A 19,890-nucleotide genomic window follows, 5' to 3' on the forward strand; every position below is an offset into this window, starting at 1 on the left:
GTTTACCGATTTTTTAAACTTTATTCCTGCATGTTTATAAAGAAAAAGTTGCAGCATAACTATTGTATAGTTTTGTCAATGCGCTGTTAAGCAGGGTACAATGATTTTAACCGTTTCAGCTATAAATACACTGGTGTAAAAAGTATAGAGAAGAGGTTTGGTGTTTTTTCTCAACCATATTATAGAAATTTTTTTTCATTTATATATAGGAAATAAGCTTATTCTGCAGAGGCTATATCCAATTTATAGAGTTTATCTTACAATTTATAAATTTAACGAACAGAAAAGTTAATTTCAATGAGATAGTATATTTTTGTTTGCTGAGAAAAAAATACTTTATAAAAAATATTTTGAACACTATTCAATAATGTGGTTTCTTGTATTCCAGAGGCTGTTAGTCTTTTTATTGTAATGATAAATTTTTAATTTTGATTCAAAAGTATTTAAAATTTTTTGGTAAGCTAATTAAAAAGGTAATTTCATTGAAAAATAAAAAAGGTCGCTCAAAAATGAGCGACCTTAGTTCAACTTATTGAGTCATTAATCTTGTTCTTGCTTTTTCAAAGCTGCACCAAGAATATCACCAAGAGAAGCACCTGAGTCTGTTGATCCATATTGAGCAACAGCTTCTTTTTCTTCAGCAATTTCTAAAGCTTTGATAGATACTGAAAGCTTACGTGTTTTTTTATCGAATACAGTGATACGGGCGTCGACTTTCTGTCCAACTGAGAAACGCTCAGGACGTTGTTCATCACGATCACGAGCCAGATCAGCACGACGAATGGTTGTTTCAAGATTGTGATCAATCAATCTTACATCGATACCATTATCATTGATTGCGACAACTTCACACGTTACGATAGCGCCTTTACGTAATTCACCAGATGCTGCTGCTTCTCCAACTTTATCGCTGGAAAGTTGCTTGATTCCAAGAGAGATTCGCTCTTTTTCAATATCGACATCAAGCACCACAGCTTTAACAATATCACCTTTATTGTAAGTATCAATAACCTGTTCACCAGGACGATTCCAATCAAGATCAGAAAGATGAACCATACCATCAACATCGCCTTCAAGACCAATAAAGAGACCAAATTCTGTTTTGTTTTTGACTTCTCCCTCGATTTGTGAATTTACAGGAAACTTATTAGCAAAGGCTACCCATGGATTTTCAAACGTTTGCTTTAAACCAAGAGAAATACGACGTTTGGAAGGATCAATTTCAAGAACAACTACTTCTACTTCTTGTGATGTGGATAAAATTTTCCCAGGATGGACATTTTTCTTCGTCCAACTCATTTCAGAAACATGGATCAGCCCTTCGATCCCTGGTTCAATTTCAACAAAACCACCATAATCAGTAATGTTGGTAACAGCACCGGTAATTTTTTTACCGACCGGATATTTAGCACTGATACTCTCCCAAGGGTCATTTTCAAGCTGTTTCATTCCAAGAGAAATACGATGTGTATCTTGATTAATGCGAATAATTTGAACTTTTATTGTTTGACCAATGGTGAGAATTTCAGATGGATGGTTAACACGTCGCCAAGCCATATCTGTTACATGTAGGAGGCCATCAATTCCACCAAGATCAACAAAAGCACCATAATCGGTTATATTTTTCACTACACCTTCAACAATTTGGTTCTCTTCAAGATTTTGAACAATTTCTGAACGTTGCTCAGCTCGACTTTCTTCTAAGACAGTACGACGTGAGACAACGATATTACCACGACGACGATCCATTTTTAAAATCTCAAAGGATTGTGAATTGTGCATTAAAGGTGAAACATCGCGAATGGGGCGAATATCAACTTGGCTGCGAGGTAAAAAAGCAATAGAACCATCGAGGTCGACTGTGAAACCTCCTTTTACTTGGCTAAAGATAATTCCATCGACACGTGCACCAGCATTGAATTTTTCTTCCAAGCGAATCCAGCTTTCTTCGCGCCGTGCTTTTTCACGGGATAGAATAGCTTCACCCATAGCATTTTCAATGCGTTCAATATAAACTTCGACTTCATCGCCAACTTGTAAAGAACCATCTTTTCCTTTGGTTCCAAATTCTTTGAGTGGAATACGTCCTTCGACTTTAAGGCCAGCATCAATAATAGCCATATCTTTTTCGATTGCAATGACACGACCTTTAACAACGGATCCTTCATTGAGATCATTGGTTTGGAACGATTCCATCAAAAGGGCTTCAAAATCCGCTGTTGTAGGATTATATTGTGACATAAGAACTCCTGAACATACCTTTATTGCAAAAGGTATAAGCGCTAGGTTAGTGTTGATATAAAGTAATTTCTTGCTTTTTTTCTTAATACAGGAAGAAAAATTAGCGCTAGGCTAGAAATTACCTTCATGATTTCATTTAGCTACATGGGTTTTTATGACAGGATCAATAAAAGTACACGCAGCTATAAATGTTGCTTCTATACTCAATTCTGACGTATCAAGCAAGTAGGCGTTTTTTGCTGGTTTTAATGGACTTTGTTTACGGGTCATATCACGATTGTCTCGTTGTTCAAGATTAGCAAGGATCTCATTATAATCTGCTTGAGCTCCTTGTTTTAAAATTTCCTGATAGCGACGTTTTGCGCGTGTTTGAGCATTGGCCAAAATGTAAAGTTTGATATCTGCATTTGGGCAAACGACAGTTCCAATATCACGGCCGTCAAGCACACTTCCAGGTAAAATTTTGGCAAAATTACGTTGTTTTGCAACAAGAATTTCACGTACAGCCGGTATGATTGCTATTTTTGAAGCTGCTTCGCCAAGTTTATGAGAAGAAAGAAGAGCTGGGTTTAAAGTATTAAAATCAAGTTCTATAGCATAAGTGATAGCACTTTTTTCATCGTCAAGAGCTAATTTTTGTTTTAGAAGTGCATGGGCAATACCGCGGTAAGTGAGACCAGTATCTAAATAGTGAAGATGATAATGAGCAGCAATTTTGCGTGCTAATGTCCCTTTGCCTGAGGCGGCTGGTCCATCAATTGCAATGACAAAAGGTTTCAACTTATTTTGCTCCCAAGCTGTTGCATGAAAGGAATAAATTCTGGGAAGCTGGTAGCGATCATCCGTTTATCATCAATAGTAACGGGTTTTTCTGATGCTAGCCCGAAGACAAGAAAACACATGGCAATTCTATGATCAAGATGTGTAATGACATGTCCACCACCCAATTCTTTTTTTGAATTTTTTCCATGAACAATAAGAAAATTGACACCTTCTTCACAACAAACGTTATTAATTTTTAATCCTTGGGCAATAGTGGAGAGCCTATCTGATTCTTTAACACGTAACTCTTCAAGTCCTAGCATAACTGTTTTACCTTCAGCAAAGGCTGCTGCTACGGCTAAAGCGGGATATTCATCAATCATTGATGGTGCTCGCTCTTTGGGTACAGTTACGCCTTTTAGAATTGATGATTTGGCTCGTATATCAGCAACATTTTCTCCACCTGTTTGACGTTGATTCAAAAATTCAATTTTAGCACCCATTTCCCATAATGTTTCGATAAGACCTATTCGAGAGTTATTTATAAGGACATTTTCAATGATAATATCAGAATCTTCTACAAGAAGGGCTGCAATAAGTGGAAAAGCTGCAGAAGAAGGATCGCCCGGAATATCAATAGTTTGTCCGGTAAGGTATGGTTGGCCATTTAGATGGATAAAACGCGTGCCTTTCGCATCTGTTTCTACCTCAAGTTCAGCGCCAAACGCTTTTAGCATTTTTTCTGTATGATCTCGAGTAAAAATCGGTTCAATAACAGTTGTGGTACCAGCAGTATTGAGTCCAGCGAGCAGGATTGCCGATTTTACTTGGGCGGAAGCCATTGGAATACGGTAGCGAATCGGATGTGCTGTTTTTGGGCCATAAAGCGTTAAAGGGAGATAGTTGCCATGGGTTGCATCAATTTCAACACCCATTAAACGCAATGGATCGAGAATGCGTCCCATTGGGCGTTTGGATAGAGAAGCATCACCGATAAAAGTCGTTTTCATATGATAAGAACCAACCATGCCCATAACTAAACGAGCACCAGTTCCAGCATTACCAAAATCCAAAGGCTTTTGCGTAGCTAAGAGGCAGCCATTACCAGTTCCATGAATAATCCAGGTATCATTTTTCTTATGAATGCAGGCTCCCATAGCTTGCATAGCAGCTGCTGTATTGAGAACATCATTGCTTTCAAGTAATCCATAAATATATGTTTCACCACTTGCTAGTCCTCCCAATATAAGGGATCTATGGGAGATTGATTTATCTCCTGGTATTTGAATCTTACCAGAAAGACTTGTAGATTTGTAGGCAGTTATGGGTATTGCTTTTTGCATAGAAATTTTATTTAACTTTGTTTGAATTTTATTGAATTAAGCTTTCCTTTAGCACATGCTTTCAAAGGCGTCATGAAGAAATCTATGTGGAATGATGTATTTATCTTTGACAAAAGTGTTGTCTTTTGATTAAGCACCATAAAATTCGTCTTTTAATGGAATATAATTAACCAAAGAGGCACAGCGTATGGCAAAACAAGAACTTGGAACTAAACGTGTTGATCCAGAAACGGGAAAGAAGTTTTATGATCTTAATCGCGACCCTATTGTGTCGCCTTATACAGGAATTTCTTATCCACGTTCTTATTTTGAGGTTGCTGCAGCTGAAGCGAGCAGTGAAGAAGAAGTTGATACTGAAGAACTTGATACAGCACTTGAAAAGTCTGCTTTTATGCTTCTTGAAGAAGATGTTAGCGATTCTAAAGATGATGATATCCCTGATTTGGGGGATGGTGATGTAGATCTCGGTGATGACGATGATACATTTTTGTCTCATGATGAAGACGATGAAGATGATGATGTTACCGATATTTTTGGAGGGAATGTTTCTGACGATGATGATATTTAAGGAAGTTAAGAAAGTATTCTTTTTATAGAATGCAAATTCTTCTTGATCTTCAATTTCTCTCGTTCTAAAAATTTTTTTGAGACTATTTACTATTTTTTTGGGGGAAGGATTTGTTATTTGTGGGGCTATAGCTCAGCTGGGAGAGCGCTTGCATGGCATGCAAGAGGTCAGCGGTTCGATCCCGCTTAGCTCCACCAAAAAGATCAGAATATTTTACTTAGTAGAGTGTTAATATTTAAAAAAAATTATGCGTTGATTGAAAAGCATGATAGTTTTTCCCTTGTATTTTTTGTAATTTCATAATGCACTTGTTCATGGTTATCTGTTATACATTTTTTGTTTATTTACAATATTCATATAATTTTATTGTGATGGAAGCGAAAAAGTAGGTCGGTAATATTTTTGTGATGTGCATGCAAATGTGATGTGCATGCAAAGAAGAAATGGGTTGTGTATTACTCATGATATAATGAATAGGAAAAAAGAGTATCATAAGATTCTTATGAAAAGCCTTATTAGATTATAAGTAATGGTTATCGAACAAGGTTTATATATGGATTAAAATTTTGTAATTTTGGATGTCTTAATCAGAAACATTTTTCTTTTTCTAATATCAGAGTTCTTGCTTTTAGGATTGAGTTACAGCACAACGGGGGAAATGGAATTATTTTAAGGGAGAAAATAATGCCTTCTTACCGTTCAAGAATATCAACTCATGGACGCAATATGGCAGGAGCTCGCGGTCTTTGGCGTGCAACAGGGATGAAAGATACTGATTTTGGTAAACCCATTATTGCCATTGCGAATTCTTTTACGCAATTTGTACCAGGGCATGTCCATTTAAAAGATCTTGGGCAACTAGTAGCACAAGAGATAATTGCCGCTGGTGGTGTTGCAAAGGAATTTAACACAATTGCTGTAGATGATGGAATTGCTATGGGGCATGATGGAATGCTCTATTCTTTGCCTTCACGTGAAATTATTGCCGATTCTGTTGAATATATGGTCAATGCCCATTGTGCTGATGCACTTATATGTATTTCTAATTGTGATAAAATTACACCTGGTATGTTAATGGCTTGTTTGCGGTTGAATATTCCAACAATTTTTGTTTCAGGTGGCCCTATGGAAGCAGGTAAAATTAAATGGAAAGGTCAAGATCTTTCTGTTGATTTGGTTGATGTAATAATTGCAGCAGCTTCTGATGATAATTTAGAAGAAGAAGTTTCTGAAATAGAACGTTCTGCTTGTCCTACATGTGGTTCTTGTTCAGGAATGTTTACAGCCAATTCTATGAATTGTTTGACTGAGGCATTAGGGCTTTCTCTTCCTGGAAATGGATCAATGTTAGCTACACATGCAGATCGTCAAATGCTTTTTGAAGAAGCTGGACGACAGATTGTTGTATTGGCCAAGCGTTATTATGAGAAAGAGGATGAAACAATTTTACCACGCTCTATTGCTTCGCGTAAGGCTTTTAAAAATGCAATGACCGTTGATATCTCCATGGGGGGATCAACCAATACTGTTTTGCATCTTTTAGCAGCGGCACAAGAAGGTGAAGTAAATTTTACCATGAATGATATTGATCATCTTTCACGTCATGTTCCCGTTTTGTGCAAGGTTGCACCTTCTGTTGCTAATGTTCATATAGAAGATGTTCATCGCGCTGGTGGTATTATGGGACTTTTAGGTGAATTGGATGCGGCTGGACTCATTGATACATCCGTTTACACAGTGCATGCAAAAACGATGAAAGAGGCTCTTTATTATTGGGATGTGAAACAAACCAATGATCCAAAAATTCATAAATTTTACCGTGCAGCACCAGGTGGTGTTTCAACACAGACAGCTTTTAGCCAATCTTGTCGCTATGATACCCTAGATCTTGATCGTTCAAGAGGTGTAATTCGCGATATTAAACATGCTTATTCACAAGATGGGGGGTTAGCTGTTCTTTATGGAAATCTGGCAAAAGATGGCTGTATTGTAAAAACAGCAGGTGTTGATCAATCAATTTTAACTTTTAAAGGTCCAGCAAGAATTTTTGAAAGCCAAGATTCAGCTGTGTCGGCAATTTTGACCGATAAAATTAAAGCAGGTGATATCATTTTAATTCGTTATGAAGGTCCACGTGGCGGACCTGGAATGCAAGAAATGCTCTATCCAACGAGTTATCTTAAATCCAAAGGACTAGGAGAAGTTTGTGCGCTGATCACAGATGGTCGTTTTTCAGGAGGAACTTCGGGGCTTTCTATTGGACATATCTCACCAGAGGCTGCTGAAGGAGGAGTAATTGCTTTGGTAGAAGAGGGGGATATAATAGAAATTAATATCCCTAACCGTACTATTCATATGTTAGTTGATGATGTTGAGATTATTCGTCGTCATGCTAAAATGGAGGAAAAGGGGAAAGCAGCTTGGCAACCAGTTGAGGAACGTAAGCGTAAAGTTTCCAAGGCGCTCAGGGCATATGCAGCTATGGCAACTTCTGCTGCAAAAGGGGCAGTTCGTAATGCTTGATTTAAGTGAAGAATTTATTTTTGAGAGATAATAGAGATTTTAGGGGGAGATATTTTTAATGATATTCCAGGTTGCTTTTTTATTAGTTTAATAGAGTGGATATGTCGAATTATAGTGAATAAAATTTTGAAGAAAGGAGTAAAGATGAGGGGATGATTTTGGAGAGCTACCACAGATTTTGTTCTTTTTTATATAAAAGCCAATAATGGATTTAAGAGAATACTACGTGCAAACTTTTTCTTTATCTGTATTATATTTATTAAAAAATATTAGGTAAAAAAGTAATAATAGTGCAATGAATAGCTAATATGAGCTGAGAGTAATCAAGAAAAAGTGCTTCCCTTGATTTATTATAAAAAAGTTTATTCTTTTTCGAGTTGTTTGAGGCGATAAAGTTCTTTTAAAGCATCTTTTGGAGAAAGTTCATCAGGATGGATATTTTTTAAAGCATCATGAAGTATGCAACATTTGTTTATTTCTTCATTTATAGGGGAAGTTGCTTTAAGGGAGAAGAGTGGTAAGTCATCGATTAATTTATGTCCTTTTCCAGCTATTTCATTTCTTTCTAATTGATGTAGAACATCTGTAGCACGGGTGATAACTTCTGCAGGAAGTCCAGCAAGCTTCGCAACTTGTACGCCATAGGATCGATCAGCAGCTCCTTTTGTGACTTCATGAAGAAAAACTATGTCTCCATTCCAATTTTTAACCTTCATTGTTACATTATGGAGGCGATCAAGTTTTTCGGTGAGTGCTGTCATTTCATGAAAATGAGTAGCGAGAATAGCGCGGCAGTGATTAACTTCATGAAGATATTCAATTGCAGCCCAAGCAATTGAAAGTCCATCAAAAGTTGATGTGCCCCGCCCAATTTCATCAAGAATAACAAGAGAATGGCTACTAGCGTGATTAAGAATTGTTGCTGTTTCAACCATTTCCATCATAAAAGTTGAGCGTCCTCGTGCAAGATCATCAGAAGCACCAACACGGCTAAATAAACGATCAACAACGCCAATATGAGCTGAAGATGCTGGGACAAAAGAACCCATTTGTGCCATAATAGCAATAAGAGCATTTTGTCGCAAAAAAGTTGATTTTCCTCCCATGTTCGGGCCTGTCAATAGCCATATTGCTGCATATTGATGATTTTTTTGAACAGAGAGATTGCAATCATTAGCAACAAATGGCTCTGCTGCTTGCTTTCGTAGGGCTTGTTCCACAACAGGATGACGTCCTGCAGTGATATGAAAGGTAAGAGAATGGTCAATTTTAGGACGACAATATCCTTGTTCTTCAGCTAATTGAGCTAAAGCAACGGATACATCTAAAATAGCAAGTGCTTCAGCGGCTTTGCGAATGAAATCAACCTGTACAGTAATTTCATTAACGAGGGTATCAAAGATTTCCAGTTCAAGTGTCATGGCGTGATTAGCTGCATGAGCAATACGGCTTTCGAGTTCAGCAAGTTCTGTTGTGGTAAAGCGCATAGCATTTGCCATTGTTTGTCGGTGAATAAAACGCGCTTTTGCTTGTGGAGTATCGGTCAGAATGGATGCTTGTAAATTGGTTACTTCAATAAAGTAACCTAGAATATTGTTATGTTTGATTTTGAGTGTCTTAATATCTGTTTCTTGCGCATATTGGGTTTGAAGTTCAGCAATGATACGGCGAGATTCATCACGTAGAGCACGTACTTCATCCAGTTCTTTATGATAATGAGGGCGAATAAAACCACCATCGCGTTTAAGGAGTGGAAGGTCATCGGCTAACGCTTGTTCTAAATGAAAATGCAAAGCAGTGGGCAAATGTGAAAAGACCTGTTGTACATCGCTTATTTCTTGAGGAAGTAATTCATTGTTAAGAAGTTGATCAAGTTCACGAATAATTTCAAAACCGCGCTGGATTACAGCTATATCACGTGGTCCTCCTCGGTTAAGAGCCAAACGTGAAACTGCACGGGGCATATCTGGACCCCCTTTTAAAATGAGTTGTATGGCTTTTGCAAGAGATGTATTCCGTAGAAAAAAGGCAATCGAATCTAGGCGTTTATCAATAGCTGAAGGTGTAGTTAAGGGAGCAATTAAGCGGTCGATAAGAAGGCGTGAGCCACCTCCTGTTACAGTACGATCGATAGCTTTTAGTAAGCTTCCGTCACGTTGTCCTGATGTAGTTCGAACAAGTTCAAGACTTAGCCTAGTTGCGGCATCAATGAAAAGGGTAGCGTTTTCATTTTGGCGCTCAGGACGCATGAGTGGAGGACGATGAGTAATTTGTGTTTTTTCGATATAACGAATGGCAGCAGCGATTGCAGAGAGTTCGGAGCGTGAATAATCAGCAATACCTTCAAGGGTTGAGAGTTTAAAGTAATTGCAAATGTCTCGTTCAGCAGTGATTGTATCAAAAAGACTGGCTGGTTGAGGTGAAATGATACGATTGAGAACATTAAAAAGCGATTTATGGGATTTATCATGAAAAAAGGAGTCAGCTACAATGATTTCTTGTGGATCTACACGCATAATGTCTGCTAGGATTTTTTCATGACGGCTTTCTATTACACGAAATATACCTGTTGAGATATCAATCCAGGATAAGGCAAATTCCTCTCCATCGCTGGTTTTGATACGAGCAAGTGTCATTAAATAATTTGCACGCGCTGGATCTAGGAGCTTTTCTTCTGTTATGGTGCCAGGTGTGACAAGGCGAACAACATCACGCCGAACAACAGATTTTGAACCACGTTTTTTGGCTGTTGCAGGGTCTTCTGTTTGTTCACACACAGCAACACGATATCCGCAGGCAATCAATTTTTGTAAATAGTCATCTGCAGCATGTACGGGAACACCACACATAGGAATTGTCTCACCTAAATGTTTGCCACGTGTTGTAAGTGTAATTCCTAAGGCCTGAGCAGCTTCAATTGCATCATTGAAAAATAATTCATAGAAATCACCCATACGGTAAAAGAGAAGAGCATCATTGTTGACTGCTTTGATTTCTATATATTGCTCCATCATAGGTGTGAGGCGTTCTTGGTGGAGAGGGGAGAAAGGCGCTTGTTGTGGGGGGAGATCATTTTTATGGTTAGTTTTATTATCCATCTTTGTGCGCTCATTCCCTTCAATAGAGGCCTTAATGCCATTTTTTGTTTACTTTAGTGCTTATCTTCATTATCTCTAAATTGAAACGTATGATCAGGTTTAGTAAAATAAGCATAGCGATTTCTGGTAGATGAATCAAATTTTAAAATCAGATCATGGACACACATTATTAAGCAGAATTTAAACTGTTTTTGGAGACAATTAAGTGAGATGAAAAAAAATAAACAGGATCAGAAAGCGCCTCAAACAGTTTACAATGCTAGTGAGCGAAAAGCATTAGATTTTCATAGCAGTGGTCGACCTGGCAAACTTGAAATTGTTGCAACAAAATCCATGGCAACACAGCATGATTTAGCACTTGCTTATTCGCCAGGTGTTGCTGTTCCGGTTAAAGCAATCGCTCAAAATCCGGAGTTAGTTTATGATTATACAGCAAAGGGTAATCTTGTCGCTGTTATATCAAATGGAACTGCTATCTTAGGGTTAGGTAATTTGGGTGCATTGGCATCTAAGCCAGTTATGGAAGGTAAAGCAGTGCTTTTTAAGCGCTTTGCAGATATTGATTCAATTGATTTAGAGATTGATACCAACGATACGGAAAATTTTATTAACCTAGTTTGTCATTTGGAACCTTCTTTTGGTGGCATTAATCTTGAAGATATTAAAGCACCTGAATGTTTTATAATTGAAAATCGCTTACGTGAGATAATGAATATTCCTGTATTTCACGATGATCAACACGGTACAGCGATTATTGTGGCCGCTGGTGTGATCAATGCTTTGTATTTAACTGGACGAAATATGGAGAACACGCGGTTAGTTTGTAATGGTGCTGGTTCCGCAGGAATTGCTTGCATTGAACTCATTAAGGCAATGGGATTTCGATCCGAAAATATTATACTGTGTGATACTAAGGGTGTTGTTTATGAAGGTCGTGAAGAAGGAATGAATCAGTGGAAATCTGCCCATGCTGTTCAAACAGATAAACGTACTCTCGCTGAAGCTATGGAAGGTGCTGATATGTTCTTTGGTGTTTCTGCTAAAGGTGCAATTACTTCAGAAATGGTAAATTCTATGGCACCTCAGCCAATCATTTTTGCTATGGCTAATCCCGATCCAGAAATTACACCGGAAGAGGTTATGCAAGTGCGTAATGATGCTATTATAGCGACAGGTCGTTCAGATTATCCGAATCAGATTAATAATGTTCTTTGTTTTCCTTATATATTTCGTGGTGCGCTTGATGTACGTGCGACAGTTATCAATGAAAATATGAAAATTTCTGCAGCAAGAGCTCTCGCAGCGTTAGCTCGTGAAGAAGTGCCTGACAGTGTTGCGGAGGCATATTGTGGAAAACGATTAAAATTTGGTTCAAATTATATCATCCCTGTTCCCTTTGATCCACGGTTGTTTTCTGTTGTTTCAATTGCAGTAGCAAAAGCGGCAATGGAAAGTGGAGTAGCACAAAAACATATTGATGATTTGGAAGCTTATGAGCGTGAATTAAATGAAAGGCGCGATCCAACTTCCTCCATGATGCGTGGTATTTATCATCATGTTCGACAAGCGCCAAAACAAATTGTGTTTGCAGAAGGTGAAGAAGAGCAAGTAATTCGGGCAGCTGTTTCCTATGTTCATCAAAAATTGGGGCAAGCAATTTTGATTGGTCATGAAGAGAAAGTTAAGAAAACTGCTGCTGTTGCTGGAATTGATCTTGAGCGTGAAGGTATTTCTATTATGAATGCAAAGCTCTCCTGTCAAACTGATGCCTATGCTAACTATCTTTATAAGAAGATGCAGCGTCAAGGTTGGCTTTTGCGTGATTGTCATCGTCACATCAAGACTGATCGCAATTATTTTGCTGCTTGTATGGTAGTATTAGGGGATGCTGATGCAATGGTTACAGGGGTGACTCGTAATTATGAAACAGCGTTGACTGATATACATCGGGTGATCAATGAGAAACCAAAAGAACGGCTGATTGGTATCTCAATAGCTATTTGTCGTGGGCGGACAGTATTTATTGCGGATACCGCTGTTTATGAAAATCCTAGTGCTGAAGAGCTGGCTGATATAGCAGAACAAACAGCTGCTTTTGTTCATGGGTTAGGATATCAGCCAAGAGTAGCGTTTGTAGCATTTTCTACTTTTGGTTATATGAAAGGACAGGCTACACAGCATATTCAGGATGCTGTTAATATTTTGCATGAACGCAAGGTTGATTTTGAATTTGATGGGGAAATGAATGCTGATGTAGCACTTAATTCAAAATTGATGCAGCAGTATCCTTTTATGGGATTAACAGCGCCTGCTAATATTTTGGTGATGCCTGGATATCACGCATCTTCTATTGCTAGCAAAATGTTACAAGAGCTTAGTGAAGCAACTATTATCGGCCCTATTTTAATTGGGTTAGAAAGATCTGTTCAAATAGTGCCATTTAGTGGAAATGATACAGATATTGTTAATATTGCAACGTTAGCTGCTTACTATGCAGAAAAAAATATCTAAACAAACAAAGGCCACTGATATCTCAGGGCCTTTTTAATGAAAAAATAAATTCTTTAAGATTATTGTGTTTGATTATTTTTTTGTTCTTCAGCAATACGTTTTTGGAACAGAGCTGCAAAATCAATTGGATCAATCCACAAAGGTGGAAAACCACCATTTTGGGTAGCATCAGATATGATTTGCCGAGTAAATGGAAATAAAAGACGAGGACATTCAATAAAAACTAGTGGCATTACATGTTCTTGTGGAATATTTTTAATATGGAAAACGCCACCGTAAATTAGTTCTACATGAAATAAAGTTTCGGTGTCATCATTAGCTTTGACTGAGAGAGATAAAACAACATCATAATTATCGTCACCAACCGGATTAGCATTGACATTAATGTTGATATCGATTTGTGGTGCTTTTTCACGTGGACGTAATGAGCGAGGAGCATTTGGATTTTCGAATGAGAAATCTTTTAAATATTGAGTCAATACAGCAAAAACTGGCTCTTCGCTATTATTATTCATTTCACTTGTGGCCATACTACAAACCTCTTACCATAGTATATGTATTTCTATTTTAGATCTAAAGACAGAGCTGGTTACCATGCCTTTCAAAAGGTTGCAAGGAACGCTCTGCTTGTCTTCATCATTTTTTTATGTTCATTATATTTTTGAGGTGTTTCAATTAAGTATCATTATTTTTACGCCATGGAGATTCTTTGATATCGTAAATTTTGTAATCTTTTGCTTTAAGCTCAATTATTTCTTCAGATTTGATACCGGCATTGTTCTTCATATAGGTATTGTTTTTATTGTAAAATGATAAAAAAAGATACCAAACAACAGTATGGCTTGGTTTTATAAGGAGTAATATTCCTAAAATATCGCTTACAAAGCCAGGAAGAATAAGTAAAATCGCACCAATAATGATGAAAACATCATTGATTATATAATTTTCTAGTGGATGTCCTTGAATAAGTTTACGTTTTATATTTCTTAAAAGGATAATACCCTTAATTCGTAACAAAACAGTCCCCATCATTGTTGTTAAAATGACCAAGCTTAAAGTTGCAAAAAGTCCAATTTTTTCTTCAACAAAGATAAAACTAGAAATTTCGACCAAAAGAATGATGAGGGCGATAATAATAAAAAAGCGTGGATTTATAAGGTAAGATTTTATCACATAAAAATTCCTTTTTTAAGGCTTGTGGTGGAAAATTATAAAAGCTATCCTTTATAAGCTTAAATTAGGATCCTATAAAAAAATATTTGAATGATAGATTCCCTATTTTACATGTTTATTGATAAATGATATTGACTGCAATGTTTATTACAGATCATTTTAAGTTTGGAGATTGACAGTGCCTATGGAATTTGACGTTGTACTTGTCGTAGCTCTCGTTATTATGGTTGTCGTTTTTGTGCAACTCCGTAATGTATTAGGAAAACGAATTGGTTTTGAAAAACCTCCCTTTGACCCTTATTCAGATGGTTCTAAAAAACAGATTGAAGCAGAAACAGCTGATAATATTGTTTCGTTCCCTCATCAAGCCAGTTCGCAAAAGAATGATTTTAGTGAAATTGATGCGATTGCACCAGAAGGAAGTGAATTGAATAAAGGTTTGAGAGCTATTCGCCAGAGTACTCCTCATTTTTCTCCTCAATTTTTTATAAAGGGTGTTCAAGTTGCTTATGAAATGATTGTAACAGCTTTTGCCAAAGGTGATCGTGATCAGCTTAAGAAATTGCTTTCTCAAGATGTTTTTGAGAGTTTTTGTGCAGCTATTGAGAAACGCGAAAAAAACGGTGAAAGAGTCCAGTTTACTTTTGTTGGGATTAATAAAGTTGAGTTTATTGCAGCATCAATGCAGGAAAAGGAAGAGTTTTTAACTGTACGTATTATCAGTGAAATGATTTCTGTGACTTATAATAAGCAGAAAGAACGTATAGACGGTGATCCTGATACTATTGTAGAAATTAGAGATGTCTGGACTTTTGTTCGCAATAGCTTATCATCGAATCCAAACTGGACACTTTTTGCAACAGAAGATGAAAACTAAAGTATTTAGTTCATAGAGTTATATAAATAAAATTGGTTGGAGATTAAAAGTTGAAATGGCTAGGGGGAAATGGAGACAAAAGAGAGATTCATTAATTTCACGGGATCATCTTCTGTGGGAGATGGTTTGTCGTACTACAATACCACTCCGTGATAAGCTTCCGTCTTTTATTTCAGAAAATGCTGATAATACTGATAATAAGAGACAGCGTATAACACAGATACTTCCATTTTCTCAAGGAAACCAACAAAAATTATCAATAATTAAAAGAAAAAAAGAAACAGTTACAAAAGAACATAAAGTCTATTTTTTTGATCGTGTTGCGCATCGTAAAATTACTAAAGGTCATTATCCTATTGAAGCCCGCCTTGATCTTCATGGTTGCGTACAGGAAGAGGCTTATTTTTTCTTGAAAAAGTTTTTACAATCATCTCAGCAAAGTGGATTGCGCTACGTACTCGTGATTACAGGAAAAGGTCGATCACGTGGAAGTAATGGCATCCTATATCACTTTGTCCCTCATTGGTTGTCAACACCGGCTTTTCGATGCTATGTTCACGCATTTGAGCAAGCTGCTCGCCAACATGGCGGTGATGGTGCACTTTATATTCGATTGCGTCGTTGTATACCAGAAAAAAGAATATGATGCTATTTTGATTGCTTGAAGTTCTATATTAGTTTTATCAGGTATGGGTATTTTGCAAGCTATAATATGAGAGAGTAAGCAAATTTTTTCGTAATATTTATGCTATTATTTTCAATTTTTATGGATAATGATTTTACGGAGAGTGTATTGTAAGAAAGTTACCACCATTACTAAAAATAAGATTTGTGAAACAATTATTTACATAAATGATATCCAGAGTATTATAAAAAATTTTGATAAATTTTAACTTTTCTTCTGCTAATTAACTATCTATTTTTGGCATGTGTAGCGGTTTTGTTTTTTGATTATATGAGTTAAGATAGCATTACCATAGCAATTTAGTGAGATAAATTAACACTGTCTGTAGCTATATTATCAAAGTCATACAATATTTTGTCTTTGCTTTTTAATTTTTAGTATACGCTGTAATGGAGGTTTGTTTCTACTGTTAAAAAAAGATATAAAGGTATTTTAGTTATTAGATATCAACTTTTGATATACTAAATGTGCAAAAGATATTTTAAGGAAGTGCTATTTTAATAAATAGCATATGGGGTTTATTATTGATTTTAGTGAGGCATGCTTTCATAAGTAATGAGATTTGTAAGCTTTCAGAAGAGCAAGGAAAAAGAATATTTTAAAGGTTAATGTGAGGTTGCTGTTAGGCTTTAATGGTGTAACTAAATTAGTTTTGAACACAATCAGTGTTTTTTGTGAAAAGTGTTATCATATTGTTTTTTTAGAAAATTCCTGTGGTTTAAAGCGATAAATTGTTGAGCAAAATTCACATGTAACTGAAATATATTTGTTTTCAACCAATAGGGTACGTTCATTATCAGAAAATCCTTCCAGGATTCCTTTAACTTTTTCGTATGAACAAGAACATTTATCTACAAGAAAAAGGGGAGTAAAAACTCTGACACCTTGTTCATGGAAAAGGCGGAATAGTAACCTCTTGCTACCGATTTGGGGGTCTGTTAATTCTGTATTTTCAATAGTTGCAGTAAGTGCTATAGTTTCTTGCCATTGATTTTCAAGTTGGGAAAGCGCTTTGATTTTTTCTGTTTTTTTGTTGGATTCATATGTTTGATGATGATGTGATGCTTGAGGTAAGAATTGGGTTAAAATACCTCCTGCGCGCCAATTTTTTTGTGTTTTTTTTTGTTTGTCGCGACTAATTAAAATAGCAACCGCTAGATGGATATTAGTAGGAATTTGCTCTGATTGGGCAAAATAGGTACGGGAAGCTTCCTGTAAATTTGATCCATCTAATTCAACAATTCCCTGATAGCGTTGTGTATAGGAGCCTTGGTCAATAGTGAAAGCTAAGGTACCTTTTCCAAGAAGTATTTCTGAAGATGTTTGACCATTGTCTATTGCTTGTTTTAGCTTTTCTTCATCAAAACGGGCATAACCACGCAAACCAGAGGGAGGAGAAAAGTCACACACTAACATATTAACTGGTCCATTAGAATGGGTTTGTAAAATAAATTTTTCCTTAAGTTTTAAGGAAGTTCCAAGTAGAACAGTCAAAACTAAAGCTTCTGCTAGAAGGTAAGAAACAGGCTCAGGATATTGATGTCTTGTGAGAATAGAATTTAAAGTTTCTCCAAGTTGTACAGCACGTCCACGAATATCAAGTTCTTCTACTTGAAAAGGAATAACAATATCATCTTCACTAAAAGAGGATTGATTGAAAAAGGTTTCCTCTTTATTTTTTTCGTATTTTGCATTCATATTTTTGTTTTTTTCTGATTTATTTTGATAAAATTATTGTGTAGAGAAAAATGTATCTTGTAAACACCAAGAAAGGATTGCTTTTTGAGTGTGAAGGCGATTTTCAGCTTCATCAAAAACAACAGAATTTGGTCCATCGATCACACTATCAACAACTTCTTCACCACGATGAGCAGGAAGACAATGCATGAAAAGAGCATCGGGTTTAGCCAATTTCATTAAAGCTTCATTGACTTGATAAGGTTGGAAAACAGAATGACTTCGAGCACGAAATTCTTGTCCCATGGAAATCCATGTATCAGTTATAATGCAGTCAGCATTTTCAGCAGCTTTTTGAGGGTTATGGGTAAGCATAATATGAGCCCCTCGTTCATGTGCCCAGTGTAAAAATTTTGCTTGTGGTTCGCTACCTTTGGGAGTGGCAATACGCAGGTGAAAGCCAAAAAGAGCTGCTGCTTCAATTAAGGAATGGAGTACATTATTGCCATCTCCCATCCAAGCAAATATTTTTCCAGTAACTGATCCACGGTGTTCTTCATAAGTTAGGATATCTGCTAAAATTTGGCAAGGATGCGTATCATCGGTAAGGGCATTAATGACAGGAATTTGTGCATATTGTGCTAATTCGAGCATCCTGTGATGTGTTGTTGTCCGGAGTGTAATTACATCCACAAAACGTGATAAGACACGCGCTGTATCGGCAATGGTTTCACTATGACCAAGCTGCATTTCTGAACCTGTTAGCATGATAGTATTTCCACCAAGCTGGTGCATACCAATATCAAATGAAACACGAGTTCGTGTAGATGGTTTTTCAAAGATCATTGCTAGTGTTTTACCAACAAATGGTTTTGAATTTTTTCCTGCTTTAAAGGTTGCTTTAAGGGTTTTTGCATAATCTATAATAATGCGTGCCATATATGGTGTTAAGATAGATAAGTCGGTAAAGTGGCGAAGAGAATTTGTCATGTTTATAGTATTTGTCTTTTTTTATTCATTTGCGAAAGATGAGTAATTGCTTTTTCGATACGATATAAGGCTTCAAATATTTCTTCTTCAGTGATAATAAGAGGAGGTAATAAGCGTATGGTGTTATGATTAGAACCAACGCTTAAAATATATTCATTTTCAAGTGCATTGATGACCTCGTCTTGAGGCACTACACACTGAATGCCTACCATCAATCCCATGCCTCGAATGGCGCAGATAATATCAGGATAAGTAGCAAGAATAGCTAAGAGTCCTTCTTTTAGCTTATATCCCATATGTTGAACATGATGAAGAAAATCTGATTCTAAAATAATATCCAAGATACTGTTTCCCACAGCCATACCAAGTAGATTTCCCCCAAAAGTTGAACCATGAGTTCCAGGTATCATACCTTGGGCAGCTTTATCTGTTGCAAGACATGCTCCTAGTGGAAAACCACCTCCAATTCCTTTTGCAAGAGTTAGGATATCAGGTATGATACCGCTCCATTCATGAGCAAAAAGTTTTCCTGTACGCCCAATGCCAGTTTGAACTTCATCCAGAATTAGTAAAAGATCATTATCATCGCAGAGTTTGCGTAAGAGTTTTAAAGTTTTGTAAGAGACTGTTCGCAATCCTCCTTCTCCTTGAATGGGTTCAATAAGGATAGCAGCAGTATTTTTATTAATAGCATTCCGCAAAGCAGCTTCATCACAAAAAGGGATTTGAATAAATCCACCAGTTTTTGGTCCAAAACCCTCAAGATATTTTTCTTGTCCGGTAGCAGCAAGCGTTGCAAGTGTGCGTCCATGAAATGCACCTTCAAATGTAATAATTTCAACACGTTCTGGATGACCAGATGTATAATGATAGCGTCGGGCAGTTTTGAAGGCACATTCTAATGCTTCAGCACCAGAATTACAGAAAAAAACCTTATCAGCAAAGCTATTTATACAAAGACGCTCAGCAAGTTTTTCTTGTTCTGGTGATTGAAAAAGATTAGAAACATGCCAAAGTTTTTCTGCTTGTGTTTTTAGAGCATCGATCAATTTTGGGTGAGCATATCCTAAAACATTGACAGCAATGCCGGATGTGAAATCAAGATAACGCTCTCCTTTATCGGAGATAAGCCAGACACCATTACCTTGTTTGAAATGTAAATTACGTCGAGTAAAGCATTTGTAAAGTGGCTGTATAGCAGTGATGTTCATTATTATTTCCTTTATATTTTAAGCTCTGCAATACAACAAATAAAATGCTGCTGAATCTACTGATATAGTGTAATAAGTATTTCATTATGATAAATTATTGCATCAATTGAAAAAAAGTCAATTAAGCTTTCACAAGCATATATTTTTATAAATTTATATGAAAAAAATCTAAAGCAAAAATGATAATTTTAATACAATTGGTTCGCAAGTTGGGGAAAACATTTTAAATAA

Annotated in this window: 14 protein-coding genes and 1 tRNA gene; 6 read left to right on the plus strand and 9 right to left on the minus strand. The window is 36.6% G+C overall.

What is annotated here, in order from left to right; genetic code table 11:
* Nucleotides 1-540 precede the first annotated feature (540 nt).
* From rpsA to aroA, 3 genes are all read right to left on the minus strand, one after another.
* Nucleotides 541-2,241: a 30S ribosomal protein S1 gene (gene rpsA / locus V4P56_RS06330; RefSeq protein WP_455482051.1), complete on the minus strand. Its 1,701-nt coding sequence runs from the start codon at nucleotides 2,239-2,241 to the stop codon at nucleotides 541-543.
* Between the two features lie 132 nt (nucleotides 2,242-2,373).
* A complete protein-coding gene (gene cmk, locus V4P56_RS06335) occupies nucleotides 2,374-3,021 on the minus strand; it encodes a (d)CMP kinase (protein ID WP_455482052.1) in 648 nt (215 codons plus the stop codon).
* Nucleotides 3,018-4,346, minus strand: a complete 1,329-nt coding sequence (gene aroA, locus V4P56_RS06340) for a 3-phosphoshikimate 1-carboxyvinyltransferase (RefSeq protein ID WP_455482053.1) — start codon at nucleotides 4,344-4,346, stop codon at nucleotides 3,018-3,020. The genes cmk and aroA overlap by 4 nt, the downstream gene beginning before the upstream one ends.
* Nucleotides 4,347-4,533: 187 nt before the next feature.
* Between aroA and V4P56_RS06345 the strand changes: the two genes are divergently transcribed.
* From V4P56_RS06345 to ilvD, 3 genes are all read left to right on the plus strand, one after another.
* Complete coding sequence (locus V4P56_RS06345) at nucleotides 4,534-4,914, plus strand: TIGR02300 family protein (protein ID WP_455482054.1); 381 nt, start codon at nucleotides 4,534-4,536, stop codon at nucleotides 4,912-4,914.
* 121 nt (nucleotides 4,915-5,035) lie between these two features.
* Nucleotides 5,036-5,111: transfer RNA gene (locus tag V4P56_RS06350), tRNA-Ala, on the plus strand.
* Between the two features lie 487 nt (nucleotides 5,112-5,598).
* Entirely contained in the window at nucleotides 5,599-7,437 is a 1,839-nt protein-coding gene (gene ilvD / locus V4P56_RS06355; protein WP_455482055.1) for a dihydroxy-acid dehydratase, read from the plus strand.
* 362 nt (nucleotides 7,438-7,799) lie between these two features.
* Here ilvD and mutS read toward each other — a convergent pair whose 3' ends face one another.
* A complete protein-coding gene (mutS, locus tag V4P56_RS06360; RefSeq protein WP_455482056.1) occupies nucleotides 7,800-10,535 on the minus strand; it encodes a DNA mismatch repair protein MutS in 2,736 nt (911 codons plus the stop codon).
* 210 nt (nucleotides 10,536-10,745) lie between these two features.
* Here mutS and V4P56_RS06365 point away from each other — a divergent pair, with 210 nt between their 5' ends.
* Nucleotides 10,746-13,046, plus strand: a complete 2,301-nt coding sequence (locus V4P56_RS06365) for an NADP-dependent malic enzyme (protein ID WP_455482057.1) — start codon at nucleotides 10,746-10,748, stop codon at nucleotides 13,044-13,046.
* A gap of 59 nt (nucleotides 13,047-13,105) precedes the next feature.
* Here the strand turns inward: V4P56_RS06365 and secB are convergent, their stop codons facing one another.
* Complete coding sequence (gene secB / locus V4P56_RS06370; RefSeq protein WP_455482058.1) at nucleotides 13,106-13,576, minus strand: protein-export chaperone SecB; 471 nt, start codon at nucleotides 13,574-13,576, stop codon at nucleotides 13,106-13,108.
* 145 nt (nucleotides 13,577-13,721) lie between these two features.
* Nucleotides 13,722-14,219 (minus strand): FxsA family protein, encoded by a 498-nt coding sequence (locus V4P56_RS06375; RefSeq protein ID WP_455482059.1) that lies wholly within the window; start codon nucleotides 14,217-14,219, stop codon nucleotides 13,722-13,724.
* Nucleotides 14,220-14,403: 184 nt separating this feature from the next.
* On the opposite strand from V4P56_RS06375, the gene V4P56_RS06380 reads away from it, so the two are divergent.
* A complete protein-coding gene (locus V4P56_RS06380; protein ID WP_455482060.1) occupies nucleotides 14,404-15,096 on the plus strand; it encodes a Tim44/TimA family putative adaptor protein in 693 nt (230 codons plus the stop codon).
* 55 nt (nucleotides 15,097-15,151) lie between these two features.
* Nucleotides 15,152-15,742, plus strand: coding sequence for a Smr/MutS family protein (locus tag V4P56_RS06385; RefSeq protein ID WP_455482061.1), 591 nt, complete (start codon nucleotides 15,152-15,154; stop codon nucleotides 15,740-15,742).
* Nucleotides 15,743-16,468: 726 nt separating this feature from the next.
* Here V4P56_RS06385 and V4P56_RS06390 read toward each other — a convergent pair.
* From V4P56_RS06390 to V4P56_RS06400, 3 genes are read right to left on the minus strand one after another with little or no spacing between them, the layout of a single operon-like run.
* Nucleotides 16,469-17,479 carry an Hsp33 family molecular chaperone gene (locus V4P56_RS06390; RefSeq protein ID WP_455482062.1) on the minus strand — a complete coding sequence of 337 codons (1,011 nt, stop codon included), beginning with the start codon at nucleotides 17,477-17,479 and terminating at the stop codon, nucleotides 16,469-16,471.
* A 33-nt stretch (nucleotides 17,480-17,512) separates the two neighbouring features.
* Nucleotides 17,513-18,448, minus strand: coding sequence for an ornithine carbamoyltransferase (gene argF / locus V4P56_RS06395; RefSeq protein WP_455482063.1), 936 nt, complete (start codon nucleotides 18,446-18,448; stop codon nucleotides 17,513-17,515).
* Between the two features lie 2 nt (nucleotides 18,449-18,450).
* Nucleotides 18,451-19,659, minus strand: coding sequence for an acetylornithine transaminase (locus V4P56_RS06400; RefSeq protein WP_455482064.1), 1,209 nt, complete (start codon nucleotides 19,657-19,659; stop codon nucleotides 18,451-18,453).
* Nucleotides 19,660-19,890 lie beyond the last annotated feature (231 nt).

This window comes from Bartonella sp. B35(2025) (assembly GCF_053794465.1).